The sequence below is a fragment of the Paraurantiacibacter namhicola genome (assembly GCF_001687545.1).
GTDB lineage: Bacteria > Pseudomonadota > Alphaproteobacteria > Sphingomonadales > Sphingomonadaceae > Paraurantiacibacter > Paraurantiacibacter namhicola.
The window spans coordinates 755,009-778,892 of the sequence record NZ_CP016545.1 but is presented as its reverse complement, the minus strand read 5'-3'; the positions used below and the strand labels follow the sequence as shown (position 1 = coordinate 778,892).

At 63.6% G+C, this 23,884-nt stretch carries 23 protein-coding genes and 1 tRNA gene; 10 read left to right on the top strand and 14 right to left on the bottom strand.

The features are described 5' to 3' along the window. The first annotated feature begins 46 nt into the window (after nt 1-46). From A6F65_RS03730 to fghA, 4 genes are read left to right on the top strand one after another with little or no spacing between them, the layout of a single operon-like run. Nucleotides 47-1,153: an S-(hydroxymethyl)glutathione dehydrogenase/class III alcohol dehydrogenase gene (locus A6F65_RS03730; protein ID WP_067789927.1), complete on the top strand. Its 1,107-nt coding sequence runs from the start codon at nt 47-49 to the stop codon at nt 1,151-1,153. 12 nt (nt 1,154-1,165) lie between these two features. Then, nucleotides 1,166-1,558: a VOC family protein gene (locus A6F65_RS03725; protein WP_067786115.1), complete on the top strand. Its 393-nt coding sequence runs from the start codon at nt 1,166-1,168 to the stop codon at nt 1,556-1,558. Nucleotides 1,559-1,585: 27 nt separating this feature from the next. Beyond that, nucleotides 1,586-2,314: a CPBP family intramembrane glutamic endopeptidase gene (locus A6F65_RS03720; RefSeq protein ID WP_067786113.1), complete on the top strand. Its 729-nt coding sequence runs from the start codon at nt 1,586-1,588 to the stop codon at nt 2,312-2,314. Nucleotides 2,315-2,324: 10 nt separating this feature from the next. Then, nucleotides 2,325-3,158: an S-formylglutathione hydrolase gene (gene fghA / locus A6F65_RS03715; protein WP_067786111.1), complete on the top strand. Its 834-nt coding sequence runs from the start codon at nt 2,325-2,327 to the stop codon at nt 3,156-3,158. Between the two features lie 3 nt (nt 3,159-3,161). On the opposite strand, the gene metW is transcribed toward fghA, so the two are convergent. Both metW and metX read right to left on the bottom strand, forming a co-directional pair. Then, the gene (gene metW, locus A6F65_RS03710; protein WP_067786109.1) at nt 3,162-3,755 is read right to left on the bottom strand and encodes a methionine biosynthesis protein MetW; all 594 of its coding nucleotides are present in this window, start codon (nt 3,753-3,755) and stop codon (nt 3,162-3,164) included. Beyond that, nucleotides 3,752-4,846 (bottom strand): homoserine O-acetyltransferase MetX, encoded by a 1,095-nt coding sequence (metX, locus tag A6F65_RS03705; RefSeq protein ID WP_067786107.1) that lies wholly within the window; start codon nt 4,844-4,846, stop codon nt 3,752-3,754. Before metX ends, metW begins: the two co-directional genes overlap by 4 nt. A gap of 127 nt (nt 4,847-4,973) precedes the next feature. Here metX and hisC point away from each other — a divergent pair, with 127 nt between their 5' ends. Continuing rightward, nucleotides 4,974-6,077: a histidinol-phosphate transaminase gene (gene hisC, locus A6F65_RS03700; RefSeq protein ID WP_067786105.1), complete on the top strand. Its 1,104-nt coding sequence runs from the start codon at nt 4,974-4,976 to the stop codon at nt 6,075-6,077. Continuing rightward, a complete protein-coding gene (locus tag A6F65_RS03695; RefSeq protein ID WP_067786103.1) occupies nt 6,074-6,982 on the top strand; it encodes a prephenate/arogenate dehydrogenase family protein in 909 nt (302 codons plus the stop codon). The genes hisC and A6F65_RS03695 overlap by 4 nt, the downstream gene beginning before the upstream one ends. Here the strand turns inward: A6F65_RS03695 and A6F65_RS03690 are convergent, their stop codons facing one another. The 4 genes from A6F65_RS03690 to ftsE are packed head-to-tail and all read right to left on the bottom strand — an operon-like array spanning nt 6,983 to nt 9,871. Further along, complete coding sequence (locus tag A6F65_RS03690; RefSeq protein WP_067786099.1) at nt 6,983-7,663, bottom strand: lysophospholipid acyltransferase family protein; 681 nt, start codon at nt 7,661-7,663, stop codon at nt 6,983-6,985. After that, nucleotides 7,663-8,184 carry a YdcF family protein gene (locus tag A6F65_RS03685; protein ID WP_067786098.1) on the bottom strand — a complete coding sequence of 174 codons (522 nt, stop codon included), beginning with the start codon at nt 8,182-8,184 and terminating at the stop codon, nt 7,663-7,665. The genes A6F65_RS03690 and A6F65_RS03685 overlap by 1 nt, the downstream gene beginning before the upstream one ends. Next, nucleotides 8,181-9,122: a cell division protein FtsX gene (locus tag A6F65_RS03680; protein WP_157093042.1), complete on the bottom strand. Its 942-nt coding sequence runs from the start codon at nt 9,120-9,122 to the stop codon at nt 8,181-8,183. Before A6F65_RS03680 ends, A6F65_RS03685 begins: the two co-directional genes overlap by 4 nt. Next, entirely contained in the window at nt 9,122-9,871 is a 750-nt protein-coding gene (gene ftsE / locus A6F65_RS03675; RefSeq protein ID WP_067786096.1) for a cell division ATP-binding protein FtsE, read from the bottom strand. The genes A6F65_RS03680 and ftsE overlap by 1 nt, the downstream gene beginning before the upstream one ends. A 150-nt stretch (nt 9,872-10,021) precedes the next feature. Here ftsE and A6F65_RS03670 point away from each other — a divergent pair, with 150 nt between their 5' ends. Next, nucleotides 10,022-10,822 (top strand): MJ0042-type zinc finger domain-containing protein, encoded by an 801-nt coding sequence (locus tag A6F65_RS03670; RefSeq protein ID WP_067786094.1) that lies wholly within the window; start codon nt 10,022-10,024, stop codon nt 10,820-10,822. Between the two features lie 22 nt (nt 10,823-10,844). Here A6F65_RS03670 and A6F65_RS03665 read toward each other — a convergent pair whose 3' ends face one another. Continuing rightward, complete coding sequence (locus tag A6F65_RS03665) at nt 10,845-11,060, bottom strand: hypothetical protein (protein WP_157093041.1); 216 nt, start codon at nt 11,058-11,060, stop codon at nt 10,845-10,847. A 176-nt stretch (nt 11,061-11,236) separates the two neighbouring features. Between A6F65_RS03665 and A6F65_RS03660 the strand changes: the two genes are divergently transcribed. Then, a tRNA-Leu gene (locus A6F65_RS03660) sits at nt 11,237-11,323 on the top strand. Nucleotides 11,324-11,542: 219 nt separating this feature from the next. On the opposite strand, the gene A6F65_RS03655 is transcribed toward A6F65_RS03660, so the two are convergent. From A6F65_RS03655 to A6F65_RS03645, 3 genes are all read right to left on the bottom strand, one after another. Then, complete coding sequence (locus tag A6F65_RS03655) at nt 11,543-12,451, bottom strand: ROK family protein (protein ID WP_067786092.1); 909 nt, start codon at nt 12,449-12,451, stop codon at nt 11,543-11,545. Then, complete coding sequence (locus A6F65_RS03650) at nt 12,448-13,539, bottom strand: glycoside hydrolase family 68 protein (protein ID WP_067786091.1); 1,092 nt, start codon at nt 13,537-13,539, stop codon at nt 12,448-12,450. The genes A6F65_RS03655 and A6F65_RS03650 overlap by 4 nt, the downstream gene beginning before the upstream one ends. An 88-nt stretch (nt 13,540-13,627) precedes the next feature. Beyond that, nucleotides 13,628-16,108 (bottom strand): TonB-dependent receptor domain-containing protein, encoded by a 2,481-nt coding sequence (locus A6F65_RS03645; protein WP_067786089.1) that lies wholly within the window; start codon nt 16,106-16,108, stop codon nt 13,628-13,630. A 179-nt stretch (nt 16,109-16,287) separates the two neighbouring features. Here A6F65_RS03645 and A6F65_RS03640 point away from each other — a divergent pair, with 179 nt between their 5' ends. Both A6F65_RS03640 and A6F65_RS03635 read left to right on the top strand, forming a co-directional pair. Continuing rightward, nucleotides 16,288-17,622, top strand: a complete 1,335-nt coding sequence (locus tag A6F65_RS03640) for an MFS transporter (protein WP_067786087.1) — start codon at nt 16,288-16,290, stop codon at nt 17,620-17,622. 14 nt (nt 17,623-17,636) lie between these two features. Beyond that, on the top strand, nt 17,637-18,662 hold the full coding sequence (locus tag A6F65_RS03635; RefSeq protein ID WP_067786085.1) for a LacI family DNA-binding transcriptional regulator: 1,026 nt from the start codon (nt 17,637-17,639) through the stop codon (nt 18,660-18,662). Between the two features lie 500 nt (nt 18,663-19,162). Here the strand turns inward: A6F65_RS03635 and A6F65_RS03630 are convergent, their stop codons facing one another. The 4 genes from A6F65_RS03630 to A6F65_RS03615 form a co-directional block, all read right to left on the bottom strand. Next, nucleotides 19,163-20,197, bottom strand: coding sequence for a TauD/TfdA dioxygenase family protein (locus tag A6F65_RS03630; RefSeq protein ID WP_067786084.1), 1,035 nt, complete (start codon nt 20,195-20,197; stop codon nt 19,163-19,165). Beyond that, the gene (locus A6F65_RS03625) at nt 20,194-21,339 is read right to left on the bottom strand and encodes a radical SAM family protein (RefSeq protein WP_157093040.1); all 1,146 of its coding nucleotides are present in this window, start codon (nt 21,337-21,339) and stop codon (nt 20,194-20,196) included. The genes A6F65_RS03630 and A6F65_RS03625 overlap by 4 nt, the downstream gene beginning before the upstream one ends. 110 nt (nt 21,340-21,449) lie before the next feature. Next, the gene (locus A6F65_RS03620) at nt 21,450-22,397 is read right to left on the bottom strand and encodes a hypothetical protein (protein ID WP_067786080.1); all 948 of its coding nucleotides are present in this window, start codon (nt 22,395-22,397) and stop codon (nt 21,450-21,452) included. A gap of 8 nt (nt 22,398-22,405) precedes the next feature. Next, entirely contained in the window at nt 22,406-23,872 is a 1,467-nt protein-coding gene (locus A6F65_RS03615; RefSeq protein ID WP_067786078.1) for an MBOAT family O-acyltransferase, read from the bottom strand. Nucleotides 23,873-23,884: the final 12 nt, after the last annotated feature.

Here is a 23,884-nt window from a genome sequence, read left to right as displayed (position 1 = left end):
GTGCCCGCAAGTGCACCTCCGGCTTCCACTCAGGAGGATGCCGACCATGAAAACCCGCGCCGCCGTCGCTTTCGAAGCGAAACAGCCTCTCGAAATCGTCGAGCTTGACCTCGAAGGCCCGAAAGCGGGCGAGGTGCTGGTGGAAATCATGGCGACCGGCATCTGCCACACCGATGCCTACACGCTGGACGGGCTGGACAGCGAAGGCCTGTTCCCCAGCGTGCTGGGCCATGAGGGCGCAGGCGTGGTGCGCGAAGTGGGCGCGGGCGTCACCAGCGTGAAGCCCGGCGACCACGTCATCCCGCTTTACACGCCCGAATGCCGGCAGTGCAAAATGTGCCTGAGCGGCAAGACGAACCTGTGCAGCGCCATTCGCGAGACGCAGGGCAAGGGCCTGATGCCCGACGGCACATCGCGCTTCAGCTACAAGGGCGAGACGATCTACCACTACATGGGCTGTTCGACCTTTTCGAACTTCACCGTGCTGCCGGAAATCGCCGTCGCAAAAATCCGCACCGATGCGCCTTTCGACACCTCCTGCTACATCGGCTGCGGCGTGACCACGGGCGTGGGCGCTGTAACAAATACCGCCAAGGTCCAGCCGGGCGACAATGTGGTGGTCTTCGGCCTTGGCGGCATCGGCCTGAATGTCATCCAGGGCGCGAAGATGGCGGGCGCGGACCGCATCGTGGGCGTCGACATCAACAATTCCAAGAAGGAATGGGGCGAGAAGTTCGGCATGACCGACTTCGTCAATCCGAAGGAAACCAGCGATGTCGTCGCACACCTCGTCGAACTGCTGGACGGCGGGGCGGATTACAGCTTCGACTGCACCGGCAATACGGATGTGATGCGGCAAGCGCTGGAATGCTGCCACAAGGGCTGGGGCACAAGCATCATCATCGGCGTGGCCGAAGCGGGCAAGGAAATCGCCACCCGCCCGTTCCAGCTGGTGACGGGCCGCAACTGGCGCGGTACGGCATTCGGCGGGGCAAAAGGCCGCACGGACGTGCCCAAGATCGTGGACTGGTACATGAACGGCAAGATCGCCATCGACCCGATGATCACCCACCGCCTGACGCTCGACGAAATCAACAAGGGCTTCGACCTGATGCACGCGGGCGAAAGCATTCGCAGCGTCGTAGTCTACTGAGGAGATGAAGCCATGTTCAGTCACGTAATGATCGGCACGGACAAGTTCGAAAAGTCCGTCGCATTCTACGAAAAGGTTCTGGGCGTGCTCGGAGCCGGGCAGCCGATGATGCATGAAAACGCCACCGGCCAGACACGGGCGCTTTTCCCGCACGACGGGTCCATCCTGATCCTGACCAACCCTATCGACGGCAATCCGGCCGGCTGCGCCAATGGATCCACCATCGGCCTGCGCTGCAACTCTCCCGAGCAGGTGAAGGAGTTGCACGATGTCGCCGTGGCGGCTGGCGGGACCAGCATCGAAGACCCTCCCGGTCCGCGTGATGGCGGCGCGCTGGGCACGCTGCACCTGTGCTATTTCCGCGACCTGGACGGTCACAAGATCTGCGGCATGCATCGCGGCTGATGACAGAACGCTGACCGGGCGGATAGAATGGAAGTCCTGAACAGCGCGCTGCTGCTGGCCTGGTTTGCGCCAGTGCTGCTGGTCGCATTGGGCCTGGCGGTCACGCAGAAGAGCACGATACGCTGGGGCTATATCCTGGCCGGGATTGCGGCTTACACGGTCTACTCCCTCGTCGGATACGCCACGCTCCCGGACAATATCGGCGAACTGCTGGTGCATGCGCGCTGGACCAGCCGGTTGGCACAGCTGGGCGCGGGGCTCGCCATGGTCGCCCTCGCCATCCGGCTTGGCCGGAGCGAGCTGCTGGAGCGCGAGGCCATGGGCCTGACGCTGAAGCAGGCGCCCGGCTCCGTGCCGATGGCGCTGGCAGGCGTTGCGGTGCTCGCCTTGCTGGGCGCGGTGCTCGGCGGATTGCAGTTCGAAACCATGCCCGTGCCCGCCGCCTGGGCGTACCATCTGACGCTGCCGGGGCTGGAGGAGGAGATCCTCTATCGCGGCCTGCTGACCGGGCTGTTCGCCGCCGGGATCGGCGGAAAGCGCGCGTTGGTCTGGGGCAGCGTGCTGGCCACGCTCGTCTTTGCGCTGGGCCATGCTGTCACGCCGGGCGGAACGGGGGCGATCGATTTCAGCCCCATCACGCTGGCCGTGACACTGTTTGCCGGAGCCATACTGGCGGACATGCGTTTGCGAACCGGCAGCATTGTCCTGCCAATCATCGGCCACAACCTGCTCGGCCTTGCCGTCATTTACGCCTGAGGATCATCCCATGGAACACGTCTCGACATCGCGCTGCTACGGGGGCGAACAGGAGGTCTGGAAGCACGACAGCAAGGCCACGGGCACGCCCATGACCTTTGCGATATATATTCCCGACCACGCGCCGGGCGAGAAGCTGCCGGTCATCTGGTGGCTGTCCGGCCTTACCTGCACGCACGAAAACGCGATGATCAAATGCGAGTACAAGCAGGCCTGCGCGCAGCACGGTGTGATCTTCGTCTGCCCAGACACCTCGCCCCGCGGTGAGGGCGTCCCCAATCACGAGGATTACGACTTCGGGCAGGGCGCAGGCTTCTACGTCAATGCCACGCAGGAGCCGTGGGCCGAGCATTTCCGGATGCGCGATTATGTCGAGGAGGAGCTGCCCGCGCTGGTGGCGGAGCATTTCCCCGTCGACATGGACCGGCAGGGTATCTCCGGCCACTCCATGGGCGGCCACGGCGCGCTGACCGTTTCCCTGCGCAACCCCGGCCGCTTCCGCTCCACCAGCGCGTTTGCGCCCATCGTCAGCCCCCTGAATTGCCCGTGGGGCGACAAGGCGCTGACCGGCTATCTGGGCGAGGATCGCACTGCCTGGCGCGAATACGACAGCGTGGCCCTGATCGAGGACGGCGCGCGGCTCGGCGAAGTGCTGGTGGACCAGGGCACGGCGGACGAATGGCTTGAAGGCCAGCTGAAGACACACCTGTTTGCCGACGCCTGCCGCGATGCCGGGATCGACGCGACGATCCGCATGCAGGAGGGCTACGACCACTCCTATTTCTTCGTCAGCACCTTCATCGCCGACCACGTGGCCTGGCACGCGGAACGGCTGAAGGCGTGAGGCCTATTTCGCGCTGAGCCGGAATACCGCGTGTTCGGCGCGGAAATTGGCCTGTGCGCCGCCGATCTCGCGCTCTCGGGTGAAGTACCAGGCATCGTCGATTCTGATGCCGAGCATGGCTACCAGCTCGCGGAAGTCATCCACCGTGACGTGGTGGATATTCTGCGTTTCGTACCAGCTGACGGGCAGGTGGCGCGTCACCGGCATGCGGCCCTTGAACAGCAGTGCGGCGCGCATCCGCCAGTAAGCGAAATTCGGGAAGCTGACGAAAGCCTGCCGCCCGACGCGCAGCAATTGCTGCAGCAGCAGGTCCGGCCGCTCTGCCGTCTGCAAAGTCTGGCTGAGGATGGCGACGTCGAAGGCGCCGTCCGGATAGTCCGCCAGGTCGCGCGCCGCATCGCCCTGCACCACGGACAACCCCTTGCCCACGGCAGCGGCCACCTGCGCCGGATCGATTTCCAGCCCGCGCGCATCGCAGCCCTTGCTGTCGCGCAGGACCTCCATCAAATCGCCCGGCCCGCAGCCCACATCCAGCACCCGCGCGCCGTCCGGCACGTGGCGCGCGATTTTGGCCAGATCGGGGCGCAGCGTGCTCACAGGAAGCCCTCCACCACGCGGTCAAGCTCCGGGACGTCCAGCAGGAAGCTGTCATGACCATAGGGCGCACTCAGCTCCACGAAGCTGACCGGCGCGGCCACGGCGTTCAGCGCATGGACCACCGCGCGCATGTCGGATGTTGTGTAAAGCCAGTCCGTATCGAAACTGACGAGGCAGAAACGCGTCCCTTCGGCCCCGGCAAAGGCCTGTGCCAGCGATCCACCCGCTTCATCGGCCAAATCGAAGTAATCCATCGCGCGCGTGATGTAGAGATAGCTGTTGGCATCGAAACGGTCGGTGAAGCTGATGCCCTGGTGGCGCAGATAGCTTTCCACCTGGAAATCGGCGTCGAAGCCAAAGCTCTTCGCGTCCCGGTCCTGCAATTCGCGCCCGAACTTGTCCGTCAGGCCGGCTTCGGAAAGGTAAGTGATGTGTGCCGCCATCCGCGCCACCGCCAGCCCCTTTTCCGGCTTGCTGTCCGAGCCGTAATAATTGCCGCCCTGCCAGGCGGGGTCGGCCATGATGGCCTGACGTCCGACTTCATGGAACGCGATGTTCTGCGCCGAGTGCCGCGCCGTGGTGGCGATGGCGAGGACGCGCCCCGTCCGCCCCGGCCAGTTGGCGGCGAGGCTGAGCGCCTGCATCCCGCCCATCGATCCGCCCACGCTGGCATGCAGCCGGTCGATCCCCAGCACGTCCAGCAGGGCGACCTGCGCGCGAACCATGTCGCGGATGGTAATGACGGGGAAGCGCATGCCGTAAGGCGCGCCATCATCAGCCGGCGAGGCCGGGCCGGTCGAGCCCATGCAGCTGCCGATGACATTGGGGCAGATCACGAAGAAGCGGTCCGTGTCGATCGGCTTGCCGGGGCCGACCATGCGTTCCCACCAGCCGGGCTTGCCGGTGACGGGATGGGCGCTGGCCAGGTGCTGGTCGCCCGTCAGCGCATGGTGCACCAGCACGGCATTATCGCGAGCCGCATTCAGCGCGCCATAGGTCTCATACGCGACCTCCACGCCTGCCAGCTCGCGCCCGCTGTCGAGCGGCAGCGGACCTGGCAGGTTGACGGAATTGGTGGCCGCAGTGTTCATCCCCACCCACAAAGACAAAAAACGGTGCTTCGACAAGCTCAGGGCGCGCGGTACATAGAAAAATCTCTTGTCTTCGCTCGGCTCAAGCTTGTCGCAGCACCGCACTTCTTTATGGCCTGTTCCCGCAATGACCGACACCCGTCCTGTCCTGAAGCCCTGGATCGAACAGATCCATGCTTACGTCCCCGGCCGTTCGAAAGGCGCGGGCGGGCGCGAGCTGGTGAAACTTTCGGCCAACGAAAATCCGCTGGGCTGCAGCCCGCTGGCCGCCGCCGCCCGCGCCGAATTGCCATCGCCGGACCGCTATCCCGATCCCGACAGCGCCGCGCTGCGCGAGAAGATCGCCGCAGTGCACGGCCTCGATCCCGCGCGCGTGGTGTGCGGCACCGGCTCGGGCGAGCTGCTGCATTGCGCCGTGCAGGCCTATGCCGGGCCGGGGGACGAGGTGCTGTTCTCGCGCTACGCTTTCTCGCTTTATCCGCTGCTGGCGCAGAAGGTCGGCGCCGTGCCCGTGATGGCCGAGGCTGCGGATTACGCGGCGAGTGTCGACAATCTGCTGGCTGCCGTCACCCAGCGAACGCGCGTGGTCCTGCTCGATAACCCGAACAATCCAACCGGCACCTTCCTGCCCGCCGCCGAAGTCGCGCGGCTGCATGCCGCCCTTGCGCCGGACGTGCTGCTGGTGGTGGACCAGGCCTATGCCGAATATCTGGAGCCGGGCGATGACGATGGCGGGCTGGCCCTGGCGCAGGCGCATGAAAATGTGATCGTGAGCCGGACCTTCTCCAAGGCTTACGGCCTTGCCGGGGACCGCGTGGGCTGGGCGACCGGTGCGCCCGGCATCGTCGATGCATTGAACCGCCTGCGCGGGGCCTTCAACGTTCCCATGACCGCGCAATTGGCCGCGATGGCAGCGCTGGACGATCCGGCCTTCGTGCGCGCCAGCCGCGAGCACAATTCCGCTGAGCGCGCGCGTTTCGTGGCCGTGATGGAAGGCCTGTCCAACCATGGCCTGCGCGTGCTGCCGAGCGAAGGCAATTTCGTGTTGGTCCTGTTCGAAGGTGCGCTGGATGCCGCCGCCGCGCTGGATGGCCTGGCCGATGCCGGATATGCCGTACGCCACCTGCCGGGCCAGGGCCTGCCGCATGGCTTGCGCATCACCATCGGCACGGCGCAGGACATGGACGCCATCGCCGAAACGCTGCGCCGGCTGGCGGAGCAGGCCGCATGAGCATCGACAGCGTCGCCATCATCGGGCTGGGCCTGCTGGGCGGCTCCATCGGCCTTGCCGTGGCGGAGCACCTTCCCGGCGTGCAGACCCGCGGCTTCGATGCCGATCCGGAGGTGCGCAGCCGTGCAAGCGACCGCGCGCTGGTCGGCGAGGTGTGCGACGATATCGTGGATGCCGTGCGGGGCGCGGACCTCGTTATCCTGTGCGTGCCCGTAGGCGCCATGGGAATGGCCGCCAGCGCGATGAAGCCGGGGTTGGCGGATCATGCCATCGTCAGCGATGTCGGATCCTCCAAGCAGGGCGTGGCACAGGAACTGGAGCGCGTGCTGCCCGGCCACACCGTCATTCCCGCCCACCCGGTTGCGGGCACGGAACAGAGCGGCCCGGACGCCGGCTTTGCCAGCCTGTTCCACCAGCGCTGGTGCATCCTGACGCCGCCCGACGGCTGCGACCATGCCAGGCTGGCCGAGCTTCGCGGCTTCTGGGAAGCGCTGGGAAGCACGGTCGACATCATGGATGCGGCCCATCATGACCTGGTGCTGGCCGTTACCAGCCACATCCCTCACCTGATCGCCTATACCATCGTGGGCACGGCATCGGACCTGGAGGAAGTGACCCGCAGCGAGGTGATCAAGTATTCCGCGGGCGGTTTCCGCGACTTCACCCGCATTGCGGCCAGCGACCCGACCATGTGGCGCGATGTCTTCCTGTCCAACCGCGATGCGGTGCTGGAGATGCTGGGCCGCTTCAGCGAAGACCTGACCGCGCTGCAGCGCGCGATCCGGCGGGGGGACGGCGATGCCCTGCACGATCTTTTCACCCGCACGCGCGCCATCCGGCGTTCCATCATCGAACAGGGGCAGGACGATGCGCGGCCCGATTTCGGGCGCGGCGATCACGAATAGTCAGTCGTTCAGGCTGTTGATGGCCGAATGGACCCGCGCCTCGATCTCCTCACGCGGCAATCCGGCCGGGATCACTTCCCCGAAGCGGATCATGATGGTTCCGGAGCGCTTGATCGGGCGGTGGTATAGCGGCCCGCTGTTCACCGCCACCGGCACGACCGGCAGTTTCAGCATCTTGTAGATACCGGCAAACCCGGAACGGAGCGGCGGGCATTCCCCGTGGGGGATGCGGGTGCCTTCGGGAAAGATCACCAGCGGGCGGCCCTCTTCGGAACGCTCCTTCGCTTCGCGGATCATGAAGCGCAGCGCCCGTGCACCGGCATCGCGCTCCACCGGGATCAGGCCAAAACGCCGCGCGACCTTGCCCCAGCCGAAGATGCGGAACAGCTCTTCCTTTGCGAAGCCAGCCGGGTGGCTGAAAAGGTGCGGCATGTCGATCGCCTCGAAGAACGCCTCGTGCTTGATGGCGTAGAGGACAGGTCCGTCATGCCGCGTGCCCTCTTCCACCACGCGGATGCCCAGCAAATATCGCACGCACCAGCGGTGGAAGCCGGACCAGGCTGTGGGGACGTGGCGAAACCGGCGGGGCGAGAGCGGCAGGGTCACCAGCGCGGCGACCGTGAACAGGATCGAACCGATATAGAAAGCGAAATAGAAGGTGAGCGAGCGCAGGAAAGCCATCAGCCCTGGTCCAGCGCGCTGGCGAGGAACTTGTGATATTCCAGGAACAGGATGCGCAGCGAAGGCTCCGTCTCCACGGCGTCTTCGACCACGGTCACGCCTGCCGGCAGGACCCGGCGCAGCTCTGCCGCGGTGCGGCGCATGTGCCAGTCGCTGGTGACCAGGCGGAGGGACTCGTACTCGCCCTCCTCCACCCATTCGGCGGTCTCGCGCGCGTTGCCGCGCGTGTCCAATGCCCGGAAGCCAAGGATGACGCAGCATTCCATCAGCTCCGGCTCAACATCGAATTCGGTCTGGAATTCGATGCGGCGCACATCGCGGTCCACACCGCTGACCAGCAGCTGCTCGGCATTGCCCTCGCGCACGACGTCCAGCCCGCGATCGATCCGGCCGCCACCGCCGGTGGGCACCACGACGATGTCGGTCTTCGTCGCCCCGGCCGCAGTGGGCAAGGCGATGGCAAACCAGGCGAAACCGCCCAGCCACACGACCAGGAGCAGGGCAAACAGGCGGCGGATCACAGCATCTTCCTCAGCGCGGACAGCACGGTGTAGCGCGCGGTCAGGATGGCGATGCCGACACCGGCAAGCGGGATGATGGCGAGCACGGCCCAGTCCAGCGGTTGCAGGCCGCCGCCAGCCACCATGCCGTTGTCCAGCAGCGAGAACTGCGCGCCCAGCAGCAGCGCCGCGCCGCCGCCCAGCAGCAGGCCGATGATGCCGCCCACCAGCGCATCCACCGCGATGGAACGCTGGAATATCCGCGCGATCTGGCTGTCCGTCCCGCCCAGCAGGTGGACGATCTCGATCGTATCGCGATTGGCGCCAAGCGCGCTGCGGGCTGCCAGCCACACCGCCGCCGCGCTGGTCAGCGCCAAAAGGACAACCAGCCCCACGGCCAGCAATTGCAGCGAGCGGATGGCATCGAAAACTGGCGCAAGCCACCCGGCCTGCGCGTCCACCCGGGCGGCGGGGACCTGCTCTGCCAGCGCGCTACGGACCTGCTCCAGCCGCTGCTCCGTCACCGGGCCAGCGAGCCGTACGTCGATCAGCGCGGGAGTGGGAATGGCATCGGCCCCGGTCAGCGAACCCTCGCCCAGCCAGGGCTCCATCAGCGCGTCGAGTTCGGCCTCCGGCACGCGGCGCACCTCGGCCACATCCTCTCGGTTGCGCAGGATGGCGAGCGCGGTTTCGGCCTGCCGGTCGCGCGCAGCCGGTGCGCCTTCCACGATCTGCACGGTCAGGCCGCCGCTGATTTCGCTGCGGGCATTGTCGGCCAGATTGGCGAGCGCGAGGCCGGCTGCGGCTGCAATCACCGTCAGCGCAACCATGATGGCCAGCACCCACGGCATCGGCCCGCCCAGCCGCGCGCGGTTGCCGCCCATGCCGTCCCCGCCGAAGCGAAGCCCGCCGCGGCGGCGGATGCCGAAACCGGCGCCCAGTCCCTTGCCGGTAGCCATCAGCGCGGCTCCCGCCGAGGCGGATAGCGCAGCGCGCCGGTGGGATCGGACAGGCGCCCCTTGTCCAGCCGCATGATCAGCGAATTGGGCACTTTCTTCAGCAGGTGGACATCGTGGGTCGCGACCACCACGGTCGTGCCCAGCCGGTTCAGCGCTTCGAACAGGCGCAGCAGTTTCAGCGCCATGTCCGGATCGACGTTGCCGGTCGGCTCGTCCGCCACCAGCACTTCGGGCCGGGCGATCACGGCACGCGCGATGGCGACGCGCTGCTGCTCGCCGCCAGAGAGCGTTGCGGGGCGCGCATCGTGCCGCTCGCTCAGGCCAACCCAGTCCAGCATGTCCCTCACCGGCTTGCTGATGTCCTTCTCCGCCACCCCCGACACCCTGAGTGGTAGCGCCACATTGTCGAAGGCTGAGAGGTGCGGAACGAGGCGGAAATCCTGGAACACCGTCCCGATGCGGCGGCGAAAACCCGGCAGGCGGCCGCGCGGCAGGGTGATGACGTCCGTCCCGAACATGGAAATGACGCCCCGGCTCGGCCGCTGCGCCAGGTACAGCAGCTTCAGCAACGAGGTCTTTCCTGCGCCGCTGGCCCCGGTGAGGAAGTAGAAACTGCCCGGATAAAGCGTGAAACTGACATCGCTCAGCACTTCACGATCGGCGCCATAGCGCAGCCCGACATTGTCGAACTGCACGATGCTGCTCTCGCGGGGCTCGCCCGCCCGTTCATCGTGCGCCGCTGAAATCATCCGTCCCCTATCGCCCCGTTGGGGCGCCATTGCGACCCCGTGCGCGGCTTATAGCGGCTGTTCGATGTGGAAAAAAGCCACGGACTGGCGTGCAGTTGGTCCGTGCAGGCTTGTTGCAGGCCGGGATGGGTGCTTAGGCTCTCGCCTGCAATGATTATCTCCTGTCCTGCCTGCGGCACGCGCTATGTCGTGCCAGACAGCGCCGTCGGCGTTGAAGGCCGGACGGTCCGCTGCGCGAAGTGCCGGCACAGCTGGCACCAGGACCCGCCCGAGCTTCCGGAGCGCGAGGAACCGGCACAGCAGCCCCGGAGCGAAGTGGCTCCACAGCCTGCTTCCCAGCCAGCGCCCCCGCCCAGCGAGGCGGGCGATGTTGCGCCGGCAAACCATGCCACCGCGCGCGAGGCGATCCCGGACGACGATCCCCCGCCCGTGCCGGAGGACGCGCCGCGCCAGCCTCGGCCCGCGCCGCCGCCGCCCGAGACATCGCCTTCGCAATTCGACGCTGCGCCGCCTTTCCGCCGTCGCCGCAACCCGCTGAAGCTCTGGACGCTTGCGGCCGCCGTCTTCGCCTTCCTCGCGGTCGGCACGGTCGTTGCGGTGAGCTATTTCGGCCTGCCCGAATGGGTGCCGGTCAGCCGCCCGATGTTCGCCGCGGAAAAGGATTCGCTGCGACTGGACTTCCCGCCCGACCAGCAGGACCGGCGTCCGCAGGCAGATGGCGGGACCTATTTCGGCGTCAGCGGAACGGTGACCAATATCGGCGGCGAGGCGCAGGACGTGCCGCCCATCCGCCTGGTGCTGCGCGACCAGCGCGAACGCATCGTCTATGAAAAGGTGCTTTACGCCCCGCAGCGCAGCCTAGCGCCCGGTGAAAGCGTCAGCATCAACCAGGCGATTGCCGATGTGCCGCGTGCAGCCGCCTTCGCCGAAATCGGCTGGATGCCGGACTGACACTCACTCAAGCGAGTGGCGCTTACTCGAACTCGAACAGGATCCGGCCGCCGCTCTCGGTGCGCCGGGCCTGCTGCGCCGTCTCGCCTTCGGCCTTGCCGCCGCGGATAGCCGCTGGCCTGACGATGGCGACCCCGATCCGGGCGCTTGCCACGGCCGGCTCGCTGCGCACGGGAACATCGGCCTGGGGGGCCGGTGCTGCCTGCATGGCAAGTAGGAGGGCGGCGAGCGTGGACATGCAGCATGGTTGCCGCAGTATTTACCCTTCCTGCAAACACCCCGGTAAGGGTGTCCACAAGCGGGACTGTCGGCACCGCAGATCTTATGCATCGCGCGCTTGCAGGAGCATCACCGCGTTGCTAAGGGCGCGCACCTACCCCGCAGGACAATGCGTTTTCGCCGTCCTGACTGTGTGCGGTCGTGGCGGAACTGGTAGACGCGCAACGTTGAGGTCGTTGTGGCCGAAAGGCCGTGGAAGTTCGAGTCTTCTCGACCGCACCAAACAGTGATAACTTATTGTTTTGGCTTGTTTTTCTTGCTCCGCATGGCCAGAAACGGCGCTGTTCCGCGCCGCTTTGCGAGACTGAAAATTCAATTGCAGTCCCAATAGTCTTTCCTTTCGGAAAATCTGGCCGAAAGATAGACCACGGGTTCGGGCTGACCAAAAACTGACTGCTAATTTAAAATTGGATCGAACGAAGACGCGTTCGGAAATCGCGCTCAATGGGCACGCGCATCGTCGATCTTGGAACGCGTAGTGTTGTGGGCCTGTTCCGCGATGAGCATCGTTCCTGACAGCGCGGACCCGTCGCCCAGTGAGGGCCGAACGATCTGTCTGTCGCTTTCGCGAGGCAGGTAGCCGGCGCCAAGCGCCTTTGTTCGGACACGCACACGGTCGAGAAGCCTCGGCGTGTTCATGACGCCTCCGCCTAAGACAATCGTCTGCGTCGCCATCGCAGCGAAAACGCTGTGACACATCTGCGCCAGATACCCCGCGACTAACTCGTGCGCTTCGTGATCCTGCGGCAGCTGCGACAGGGTCGATCCCCAACGGGCCATTACGGCCGGACCGCTGGCCAAGCCTTCGAGGCAATCGCCATGGAACGGGCACTTGCCTGCGAATTCCCGGTCAGCCGCGTCGCGGCGTGGATACATGTGGCCAAGCTCCGGGTGACCTGCGCCATGGATGAGCCGGCCATCGATGACGGTGCCGCCGCCTATGCCGGTGCCCACCGTGACATAGGTCAGGGCACTGCTGTCCTTGCCCGCTCCAAAATGATATTCTCCCAAAGCGGCCCCGTTCACATCCGTTTCGAAACCGACCGGGATTGCAAGGTTGTTGCTGAAAAATCCCGCCAGATCGCAATTCGACCAGCCTTCTTTCGGGGTGTCGAGGATATGCCCCCATTGCGAGGAATTTCGATCGAGTTCTACAGGGCCAAAACTGGCAATCCCGATTGATTTCAGCGAACCCTGCTGCTCGAACCACGTCAATGACTCGGCCAGCGTTTCGCTCGGTCCGCGTGTCGGAATGGTTTGCGACGCGAGGATCTCAGTCGGACTCGTGCCGACAGCAAGAACGAATTTTGTTCCCCCTGCCTCGATACCGCCAAACAATTTTTCATTCATGGGTTTGGCTCCAATCCCACCAGCGCTGCCTTGCCCCCTTTCACGTCGAGCGACAATCGGGCCAGCGGTGAGGGCGCGCCGGCGAACTCGCTGCAGTCATGGTCTATGCATTCTACGAAGCTGGAAACCAGCAATTCGCGAGTGACGGACCAACTGTAAAGTTGCGATGGTCGTTCGGTAGGATTTGCCAGGACCAGCCCGGAACCATTCAATGGCCTGTAGGGGCCATGAAGATTTTCCGCCATCATACCGTACAAGCCGGTCGGGGCGTTAGAGAGCTCCGGCGCGAACGTGCTGGATTGCGTGGCCCAGAATGCGAAATACATTCCTTCATGATGGACGATGTGCGCGCGTTCCAATTCATTGTTGACGCCGCCCGAATGAATAATGGGGGGACGCAGTTCCCAATCCCAGCCGACTTTCTCCGCGATGCCAATTGCACCTGTGAACTCACTGTCGCCAGCGGGGTGTGACGCGGTAAACACCAGATACTCGCGCCCGTCTGCAGGGTCCCGGAAATAGGCGGGATCGCGGTAAGCCTTTATGCGGCCAGCCTCGCCTTCATGCGAGTCTGCGGCGATATAGTCTTTAGTCAGTTCCGTCAGGATCGGACGGGGCTGGCTCCAGTCTTGCGGCAGACCATCCGCGTCCGACGCGGCGGTCGCCTCAAAAAGCGCTTGCTGGTAGCCGCCGGGCGTCCTGTGCAGGCCTGCACCGGTAAACCACATCGTGAAACGGTTATCGCGCCATAGTGCCGAACCCGACCACTCACGTTCGTACGGGCCGCCAAAGTCCGGCAATACTGGCCCCAAGTCGGTCCATTTGCCATCCAGCCGTTCGAGAAGATGGATTTTCGCCGAGAAGTGCCGGCTGCCTGGATCGCCATTGTCGGGCGCGGCCAGGATCATCCAGAACTCGCGCCCATTCACATCCGCAATGTCACCGTTCGTATCCTGAACGGCCCACATGTCCCAATAATACAGGTCAGACCGGGGCCGCTGGACCTCACCGGAGGTCAGTAACGGCAGTTGGTTGGCGGGCTGCCCGGCAATGGCCTTCACATGGTCGCTGATCCAGGCAGTCGTCACGGTTGCACCTTGGGGTCTAGCGACGGAAAAAGGAAATGGCCGGCGAACAGGGAGGGCATTCGCCGGCCAAAGGGTCAGATACCGTCAATCAGAAGTCGATCCGAACGGATGCCGATACCGTGCGCCCGGCGATGGAGCGGGCACGCACCAGCCCGTTGGCCGGGATCGAACCCTCTTCGGCTTCCGTATAGCCTTCCACGTCGAACAAGTTGTTGGCGTTCAGCGACAACTCCATGTTGTCGAGCGGGCGGAAGCTGACGAAAGCGTTGAACTGCGTGTAACCCGGCAGCTTCAGGTCGTTATTGTCCTGGGTAAAGCTGTCCGTCGTACCGATGAAGTTCAAGCCTGCCGTGAACAGGTCCTGCTCATACTGCAGCGTGCCCTGGTATACGAAATCCGCCTGCCTGCGCGGCGTGTTGCCGATGATTGCCGGGTTCAGCGCATCGGTGATTTCAGAGTCCGTCCAGGTCGCGCCGCCGCTGACCGAGAACGGGCCCACGGTATAGCTGCCTTCCAACTCGATCCCGTAAGCTTCGTAGGTGTTGTCGGAGAGACGAATGGGCCCGATTTCGACATTGGTTTCGGCGGTTTCGGCGAAAAAGCCGGTGGCATAGAGGCGCAGGCCACCAGCCTGATACTTAAGACCGGCTTCGATCTGGTCGACTTCGGCAATGACCGCGTTGTCACCGCCAACCACATCGCCAGTAAGCGTACTGACAGCAGGTGAGAACAGGCTGCGGTCTGCCGTGTGACGACCACCATGGCTGTAGCGCGCAAACACACCCAGATCGCCAGTCACCAGATAGTTGGCGCCGATCGACCAGCTGAAGTAATCGAAGTCATAGTTCACCGGGCGGGCCGAGTTGAGCGGGAGCACAGCGGTGTTCGCCTCTGCCGGATCGATATTGCCGTCATTGTCGAAGTCAAAGCCGGTGATGCCGATACCATACGAGGAGTCGGAACCCGTGATCGTACCATCGGCCCTGCCGAAATCGTAGCGGATACTGCCGTCAAGCGTCAGCGCGCCAAGCTCGACGTTAAGCGACGCGAACGGCGCATAGGTGTCGTAGCGGACATCGTAATTCCGGCGGCAGCAATTCCCGAAGAAGCTCGCACTGAAGCCGACCGTGCCGTTCTGCGTTACCAGATTGCCGCCCGTATCGCGGATGTCCACGAGGACGGAATTGCCGTCACCTTCCACTGTCTGGGTGTAGGACGTCCACAGCCAGTCCGTGTCCACGTCCTGCCGGCTGGCGTAGAAACCGCCGGTGAAGGTGGCCGTGCCGCCTGCAAGATCGAACTCACGATTGACGCGAAGATCATTCGCGATGTGGTCAAGGCTGTTGAGCCGCACGTTGAACAGGACGATGTTCGTCAGCAGACCGTTGCCGCCGATCGAAGCTGCATTTGCCACGCCGCCCTGGTTCGGGCCGCTGACGAATTCGATGGTCGAACCCGCGCCGCCGATCCCATCGGCAATGTCCTGCGCATCGCCCACGCTGGCAGGAAACGGCGAGACAAAGCTGCCCGAGTTGTCGGAGAAGCGGAACCGATTGGTAAGGTTCCAGCCATCGGCGAAATCGAAATTCGCTTCGAAGCCAAAGGCCTTGGACTGCACCGACAGGCCGTCATGGATGTCGTATGTGGTAGGGTTGTTGCCGCCATCCAGCGTGACCGCCGTGGTAATGTAACGGCTGTAGAGACTGTCCGAACGCGGATCGAAATTGGCAATCGCGCTGTAATCCGGATCCCCGGCGGAACCGCTGACGCGGACCGGCTGCGGAAGGATAGTGGGGGTCTGGTCATCCAGGTATTTTCCGTAGAAGCGCACATAACCGGAATCGAATTCCTTGGTAATGTTGACCTTCAGCTGGCCACCATTGCTGCCGTTGAAGCCCGTTTCGCGCGGGCCTTCGCCGGTGCGGTAGAAGCCGCCGACATGGAAATACATGTCGTCAGACAGTGCGCCGCCATAATTGAAATCGAGGCGATAGCTCTCGTAATCGAGACCGACGGTCCCGACGATCGAGCCGCCCTCCTGCGATCCGGTCTTGGAGATGAAGTTCACCACGCCGCCGGGAGAGTTGGAAGCAAAGGTGCTGGCCGAACCGCCGCGGATCGCCTCCACGCGGGCGACGTTGCGGTCTGCGCGAACGAAGTTGTCCGCATTGCCGAAAATGATATCGCCGAATTCCAGAACCGGCAGCCCGTCTTCCTGCAACTGGATGTATCGAGCGCCGCCGGTGGAAACCGGGATGCCGCGCACCGCGATATTCGCATTGCCTTCGCCGCCCGAAGCCTCGGACCGCAGGCCAGGAATCTGGCGGATCAGGTCAGCAGAGGAGCGCGGGTTCAATTCGGCGATACTGTCCGCATCGACAGAGCTGATGGAGACAGAGCTCTCCAGCCGGTTCTGGCCACGTGCAACACCCGTGACGATGATTTCGCTGCCGTCGAGCACAGGCTGGTCGTCTTCCACCGGCTGGGTGGCAGGCACATCCTGCGCATAAGCGGTGGTAGAAAGGGCAGAAAAGGCAACGCCCACGGCCAGAACCGATCGAAATTTCATGGCAATTCACTCCTCATCCAAAAACGCAGCGCCTTTCCGGCATGCGATTCGCCAATAGGCATACGGCTGCTGCAAACGTTTGCAACATCTTTTTTGCAAACGTTTGCAATTTGCCCCTCAGCGTGCCAGCAGTGTCGCAGGACGCACGCAAGCTGCGTTGGATGAGAGGACCCACGCCCATGCAGAACGCTGGAAAACCGCGGCTTTCGCTGCTGCGAATCGTCGAAATGAATATCGGGTTTTTCGGCCTGCAATTCAGCTTCGGACTACAGCAGGCGAATATGGGGCCGATCTATGGCTTCCTGGGTGCGGAGGAAGCGACGATGCCGCTGCTTTGGTTGGCGGGGCCGATGACCGGCCTGATCGTCCAGCCCATCATTGGCGCGATGAGCGACCGTACCGCGTCGCGATTCGGACGCCGGACGCCCTACTTCCTGATCGGTGCGATCATCTGTTCCATCAGCCTGTTCCTGATGCCCTATTCCAGTGCATTATGGATGGCCGCCAGCCTGCTTTGGATACTAGACGCCGGCAATAATATCACGATGGAGCCGTATCGCGCTTACGTCGCCGATCGGCTCGTACCCGACCAACGATCAGTCGGGTTCCTGACACAAAGCGCATTCACCGGGCTTGCCCAAACCCTTTCCTATCTTGCGCCAACCTTGCTGACGAGTTTCGTCGCAAAGGATGTGCTCGACGCTAACGGCATTCCCGTAGTGGTGAAGATCGCCTTCATCATTGGTGCGATCCTGTCGATCAGCACAATCGTCTGGTCCGTCTGGCGCGTGCCGGAACTGCCCATGTCCGATGCGGAACGCGCCGAGTTGGAAGCCAAGCCGCTTACGCCGCGCGCTACCTTTGCGGAGATTGGCAGTGCGATCCGGGACATGCCAAAGCCGATGCGGCAGCTTGCGCTCGCCATGTTGTGCCAGTGGTATGCGATGTTCGCTTACTGGCAATACATCACATTTGCTGTCGGCCGCTCGCTTTATAATACGACCGATCCGTCCAGCGCCGCTTTCCGAGAGGCCACGCTGACAACGCAGCAGGCTGGCGCGCTTTACAACTTTATTGCGTTTCTTGGGGCACTGCTGCTGATCCCGGTGGTCAGGAAGCTGGGCGCGAGGCTGACACATGCGTTCTGCCTCACCGCCTCGGGGATCGCCATGCTGCTGATCCCGGGTGTCGAGACACCGGCTGCGCTCTTCGTGCTGATGCTGGGTATCGGTATCGGTTGGGCCGGAATGATGGGCAACACCTACGTGATGCTCGCCGATGCCATCCCGCCGGAACGCAACGGAATTTACATGGGCATATTCAACATGTTCATCGTTATCCCGATGCTGATCCAGACGCTGACGATGCCCCTGTTTTATAGTCCGTTGCTGGGCGGCGATCCCCGCAACGTCTTGCTGCTGGGTGGGGGCCTGATGATTTTGGGCGCTTTCGCCACGATGTTTGTCGACGCCGGGCGCCCGGTGCCAAAGGTAGTGCAGCCTCAAGCGACCTAGGGTAAGGCGGGCATATGGCTGACAAGCGCCCTTCTGCCACGCCGGCTGTTCGCACCATCACGGATCTGGCGAAGATAGCCGGCGTTTCTGCCGGAACAGTTTCGCGCGCATTGTCCGGAAACAGCCTGGTCAACACAAAGACCCGCGAACGGATCGAGACGATTGCGCGCGAACATGGCTTCCGGCCGAACCAGATGGCCAGCCGCCTCCGCCGGCAGAAAACCGGCGTCATCGGTATTATCATCCCGTTGGGGCATGAACAAAAGCAGCAGGTATCGGATACCTTCTTCCTGACACTGCTGGGCCACCTCGCCGATGCCCTGACGGAGCGGGGCTACGATCTGATGCTGCGCCGCGTCGTCCCGGCGAGCGACGAGGACTGGCTCGATCCCTTCATCGGGTCCGGCATGATCGACGGCGTGATCGTTGTCGGTCAATCGGACCAGTTCGACCATCTGGAAGACGTGGCCGACGGATACCGGCCAATGGTGGTCTGGGGCCAGCATCGGGAGGGCCAGCGGCATTGCGTGGTCGGTTCGGACAACCTTCTGGGCGGGAAATTGGCAGCGGAAAAGCTTATCGCATCCGGCGCCAAGAAGCTGGCATTCGTCGGAGATACGAACGCGCCGGAATTTGCCGCGCGCTTTTCGGGCGCGAGGCAAGTCGCGGCCTCCTTTGGCATCGACCTGACGGAGTTACCCGCTCATCTGGCAACATCCGGCATGACTACAGAGGTCGCCGGGCTGATGCGCGAAGCGGTCCGCAAGTTCGACGGGATTTTTGCAGCGACCGACCTTCTCGCCTTGGCATGTCTGGGCGAGCTGCGAAAACTGAACCATGTTGTTCCTGACGACATCAAGCTTGTGGGGTTCGATGATCTCCCGATAGCGCAACAGACGGTTCCGCCGTTAACGACGGTTCGTCAGGACATCGCCGGCGGCGCGCGCGCCATGGTCGACCTGCTTGTCAGACGGATATCAGGCGAGGACACTGAAAGTATCGTGATGCCGCCGAAACTCGTGGTGCGCGGCACCACCTAAGACCCGGACGTCTTAAAAGCGCTTAGAGACCAGAGAGCCTTCGATCAGATCTGAGCACTAAGTGCCTGCATTATACGCCATGGCCGAAATCAAATTGATGCAGCGGGAAAACGCGCGCGGATGACGGGCACGGTCTCGAGACCGAGCGACTTCGCCGCCAACCAGTCTTCATCGACCACTCTGAAGCCACGAGCTCAAGCCTTTACCGCCATTCTCGGGGTCATACGCAACGAGAGAAATCGAGCTTGGTCTTTCGATGACATTGGGCACCTGCTTAAGCCGTATCCGATCCCTGCTCCACGTCTAGGGACCACCTCGAGAACGTCGGGTTTCCCCTCTTCGTCTGGACCCAATATCGTTTGGAAGAAGCCATTTCCCTCTAGTTTCCCTGTAGAGCAGGGAATTTCACGAGAGACGAGTTCGCTCGCGACTGCGCGGCGCACCAAATTTCCAAAAGATGTGCCCGTGCCGAGGGGCCGCGATGCCCCAGCTGGCAGGCGTCAGGCTCCGACGGGTTCTGCCGACATGGCGCCTGCTTCGCGCATGCGGGCCGCGTCGACCAGTTCGGCAAAATCTTCGTGCGCGATGCGCTCCCCGTCGAACAGGACGTGATCGGCAGGTCCGTTACCGGGATAGAGCCGGTCCAGGTAGGAGATCATCCGGCACATCGTGCGGCTGTGCGAATCCACGATATTGGTCGGGCGCGCATGCAGTGTGATGTTCTGGTCCATGAACACGATCTCGCCATCCTGCCAGTCGTGCACATAGGCATATTCCGGCTTGCCGAAATGCTCCCACAGATGGGCCTTCACCCGGCTGCTCTCCTCCCTGCTCATGCCTTTGAAGTGGCTGAAGCAATGGCTCGGGAAGCGGACCCCCTTCCGGCCGGTCACCGTCTGGTCGACAAGCCGCGTCTCCATCCCGTCGAGAGGGACCATGTTGTAGCGGTGCACTTCCAGGTGCCATTCGTCGATGGAGGGCGACATCGCTCCCCCGTCCCAGGCCCATACGCAAGTAAGCTCGTCCACCAGGCTGCGGTCATCATGGTTGAGGCTGTCGTAACCGGGGGCGGTACACAGGAACGACGTCTGGCTGTTTTCCGAGCCCCACAGGCTCATCAGGCCCACGATACGCTGGTTGTCATGATAGCCCTGCTGGTCGGAATGCCAGTCGAGTTCGCCATTGGGGAAGAGGCCGGTTGCCTTGCCGCGCTCGTTCTTCTCGAAACTCACGCGGGCCATGCCAGCCAGTTCTTTCGCGTCAGCCAGGCCGCTCGATACCGAAGCCATGGCCTGGAACGCGCGCCGCCAGTGGCGGCCGCGAAGGCGCTTTTCCAGCACGTAGCGGTTCACGAATGGCAGTGTCGGCTGCCCCCAGAGCATCTGGATCTCGTAAAGCCGGCGCTCCGGAACACCCTGCCTGACAAGGACAACACATTCGTGCGCCACCAGCCGGCCAAGCTCGCGGCAGGCCTCGTCATCATGAAGGTCGATGTCATGGACCTCGATGCCATTCTGCAACGGGGTGATCTTCATTCGGCGGGCTCCATGGCTGCCACGGACAGGTTCATCCTGTCGCGCGTCCTTGCCGGCTGCCCATCCCTTTCGATCAGGAAGATGCGGCCTGCGGTTTCAATCATCTCGAGCCAGGCGGCGAAGGCAGCCGGCGATGAGACGTCTTCGTCGCGCAGCTCGAACTTGCTGGACCAGCCGCCGGAATACATCCGGCATTCCGAACAGATCGCGTCGGAAGTGCCGCATTTCTCCTGCGCCGCATGGGACATGTCGGTCTTGTAGTATCGCATCGTGCCGGTCATGCGCGAATGGCAATCGCGCGCCACGCCGGTTTCCGGGTCGATATCGTACAGCGGGCCGCTGCGTGTCGACCATTCGTTGTAAGCCGATGAATAGACGACCGTTTCCGGAAAGCGCTCCATGACCTCCTCCATGACGCGGCGCGTCTCATGCAGGCTCTCATCGTCCCACAACAGGTTGGACGCGGCGCTGGAAATCCGGAAGTACTTGCGGTCGTTGGCCTCGGCTCCGCCGAGTTTTCGCATGTAGGTCTGCGTGGGAGAATACATGTTGAAGGTGACCGGCAGATCGTGATCGGCACAGGTCTCGACCAGCCGCGGCACATCGGCCAGATTGGCCTTGCTGAGCGTGTAGAGCATGATGGCGCGCCGATCGCCGGCATAGTTCTTCAGCGCCTTGCCGAAGGCGCTGGCCCCGCGCAGGCTGGCATCCACCTCTTCATCCACGCCCCACACCGAAACGCCGATGCGATAAGGGATGGACGGGTCCAGCGCGATTGTCCCGTTCGTGCCGATATTGCCGTAAGGGAAGTGGGCGGAGGCAGCGATCAGGCGCTCCTGTTCCAGCGCGGGTTCTGCCCCCACGAAATAGGCCATGGTGACGCCGCGCGCGCCCTCGGCGGCGAAGAATTCATCCCACGCCTGCGCATCGTTCACTTCCGATGCTGGCGCATGGAAGTCATCGGAGAAGTGATAGCAGCCTTCGCAGAACAGGTTGCAGCGCGTGCTGATCTCGTAAAACGCCGGGCGGCGAAACGCGCGCACAACCCGCTTGGCATCCTCGTACGAGGCGGCCAATTTCGGGCTTTGAGCAAGCAGGCCCTTCAGACGGCCGAGCCGCTCTCGCCTCAAGTCTTGCAGCATCCGCCCCGGTCCACCCCAAATCGATCGTGCGCGACCACAACCATGCCGACCATTGGCGGCGTCAGCGCGGGAGTCAAACGAGATTCTGCAAGACGCTATTCCATGTCCGGTTATACGGCCCCTGATTTGCGGAGTTCGCGCGCCAATGCCCGGCCACCGCGGCGATTGAGGTGCACCGGGTCCGAGAAATTCAGCCTGTCTTCCGCCAACGCTCGATGGCCCGACAAGTCCAGCACTTGCGCGCCGCCAGCCTCGGCTGACGTCAACATGGTGTCCATGCCGCGTCTCCACGCCATGAAATCCTGCTCCATTCGCTGCTGCAGCGACGCATGCAGTGGCGGCACGATGACGACCATCCGGCCGCCTCGGGAAGTGAAGCGGCGCGCAAGCGCGGCCAACGCCTGCCCGTTGCGGGATGCGATTTGCGGGTCGCGGTAGGCCAGCGTCTCGATCTCCGTCGCGCGCCCGTCCAGCAAGGTATCAAGCTCCTCCGCTGTGGGAGCGTGCGCCATGGAACGCGCCCGCCACGCCTCCTGCGAAGCGGCGCGGCCTGCCGGCTTGCCATTCGCGAGGCCGAGCCTTGCCAGCAAGGGAAGCCAGTCCGCCTCGCCCATGGGCACAAGCGAGGACACTGCCGTGCGCCAGTCACCGCCGACGAGCGACCAGTCGCCATAATGGCGCATGGCGCGGTAAGTCCGGTTCCGCTGGTCGACACAGCAGCTGCCCCGGCCGCCATTGTCGAGCGCGTGCGCCGGCGCGGCGAGGGTAATGACGACCAGCTCCAGCTCAGGATTGCGATCGAGGAGCAGATTGGCCAGCGCCGCCGTCTCCAGCACGTCCTGGTTCGGGTTCCACACTTCGACGGCATCGATGCCCAATGCGGCAGGCTCCAGCCCGATTGCCGCCGAACCGCCCATGATGACGCCCTTGGCTTCCAGTGCGGCATCCAGCCTCTCGATCCGGTATTCGAGCTCCGGATCCGGCACCGACCGATGGACCGCCACCAGGGCTGCCAGCCAGGCGAGGGCGAAGAGGATGAAGCCTGTCAGCTTGCGCATGCCCCGCCTCAATAGCCGAAGTAGATGAAGCCGGGCTGGCCGAAGCTGCCCAGCACGAGGATGACTGTGGCGAGGCAGAGGTAGAAGCCCCAGGACACAATTGCGCCGCGAGCATTGACGCGCGCACACACCGACCTTCGCGCATCCAGCCACTGGTAGGCTTCGAGCGCGGCAATCGCGGCAGGTACGATCCAGAACCGCCGCCCGATGTCGAACCCGCTGCCCAGGCCCAGATCGAGGGCGGCCAGCTGGTGCGGGACCGACGCCATCTGCGCCCACATCGACAACGCATCTGCCATTGTCGGCGCGTTGGCGAGCGAACCCAGCAGGATCAGGAAGAACCAGAGGTAAGCCCGCGAGACGCTCGCCCGCAGCATGGCCAGCCGCGCAGGCGCAATCCCGAGGCGCTGCGCAGTCCCGTCACGAAGCGCAGCGATGCGCCTGCTGCGCCGGAAAGTCCCTTCCGCGACCATGCCCACCCCGGCAATCAGGCCCGCGACAATCCAGGGCCAGCTTGCCCCATGCCAGAGCGCGACAAGCAGGATCGTGACAATGACCGCGCCTTCTCTTCCGGCACGGCTCGATGCCTTGCGAGCCAGCGGGATGTGCACATAATCGCGGATCCACGTGGTCACGGTGATGTGCCAGCGTTGCCAGTAATCGTAGATGGACCTGGCTGCGAAGGGCCGGTTGAAATTTCGGCTGAGCGTGATGCCGATCATCATGCTGGAGCCGATGGCAATGTCCACATATCCGGACAGGTCCGCGTAATAGCGGTAGATATTTCCCAGAGAGGCCAGCACCGCGCCAAGCGGGGACACGCTCGACGGATCGGCCAGTATGGGCGGGATAATCATGGCCAGCCGGTCTGCTATCACGAGTTTCTTGAAATACCCCACCAGCATCAGGGCCGCCCCGGCCGCGACCAGTGACATGTCGAAGCGCCGTTCCTGCCTGAATTGCGGCAGCAGCTTGCCGGTCCGCTCGATCGGCCCTGCAAGCAGCTGCGGGAAATACATCACGAAAACGGCGAAATAGCCCAGGTGCCGCTCGGGCTGCCGCTTCCCGCGCCAGACGTCGATCGTGTAGCCAAGCGTCTGGAAGGTGTAGAAGCTGATCCCCAGCGGCAGCAGGATCTCGATCGGGTCGACCTGCCCCATCCGCAAGGCATACAGCGTGGTGTTGGCCAGCAGGGCGAAATATTTGAAGACGAAAAGCAGGCCCAGATTGCCCACCAGGCTGAAGGCCAGCAGGGCATTGCGGCCTCGCCTCCCGGCGCGCGGCATCGCCAGCGCCGCGAAGTAATCGACCAGAGTCGTGAACCACAGCAACGCCAGATATTCCCAGCGCCAGCTGGCATAAAACAGATTGCTCGCCAGCAGCAGCAGCGCCCATCGCCACCGGTGCGGAATGGCGAAATAGGTGGCCACCACCAGTGGCAGGAACAGCAGGTAATCGATCGAATGGAAATTCATCGGCCGATGCGG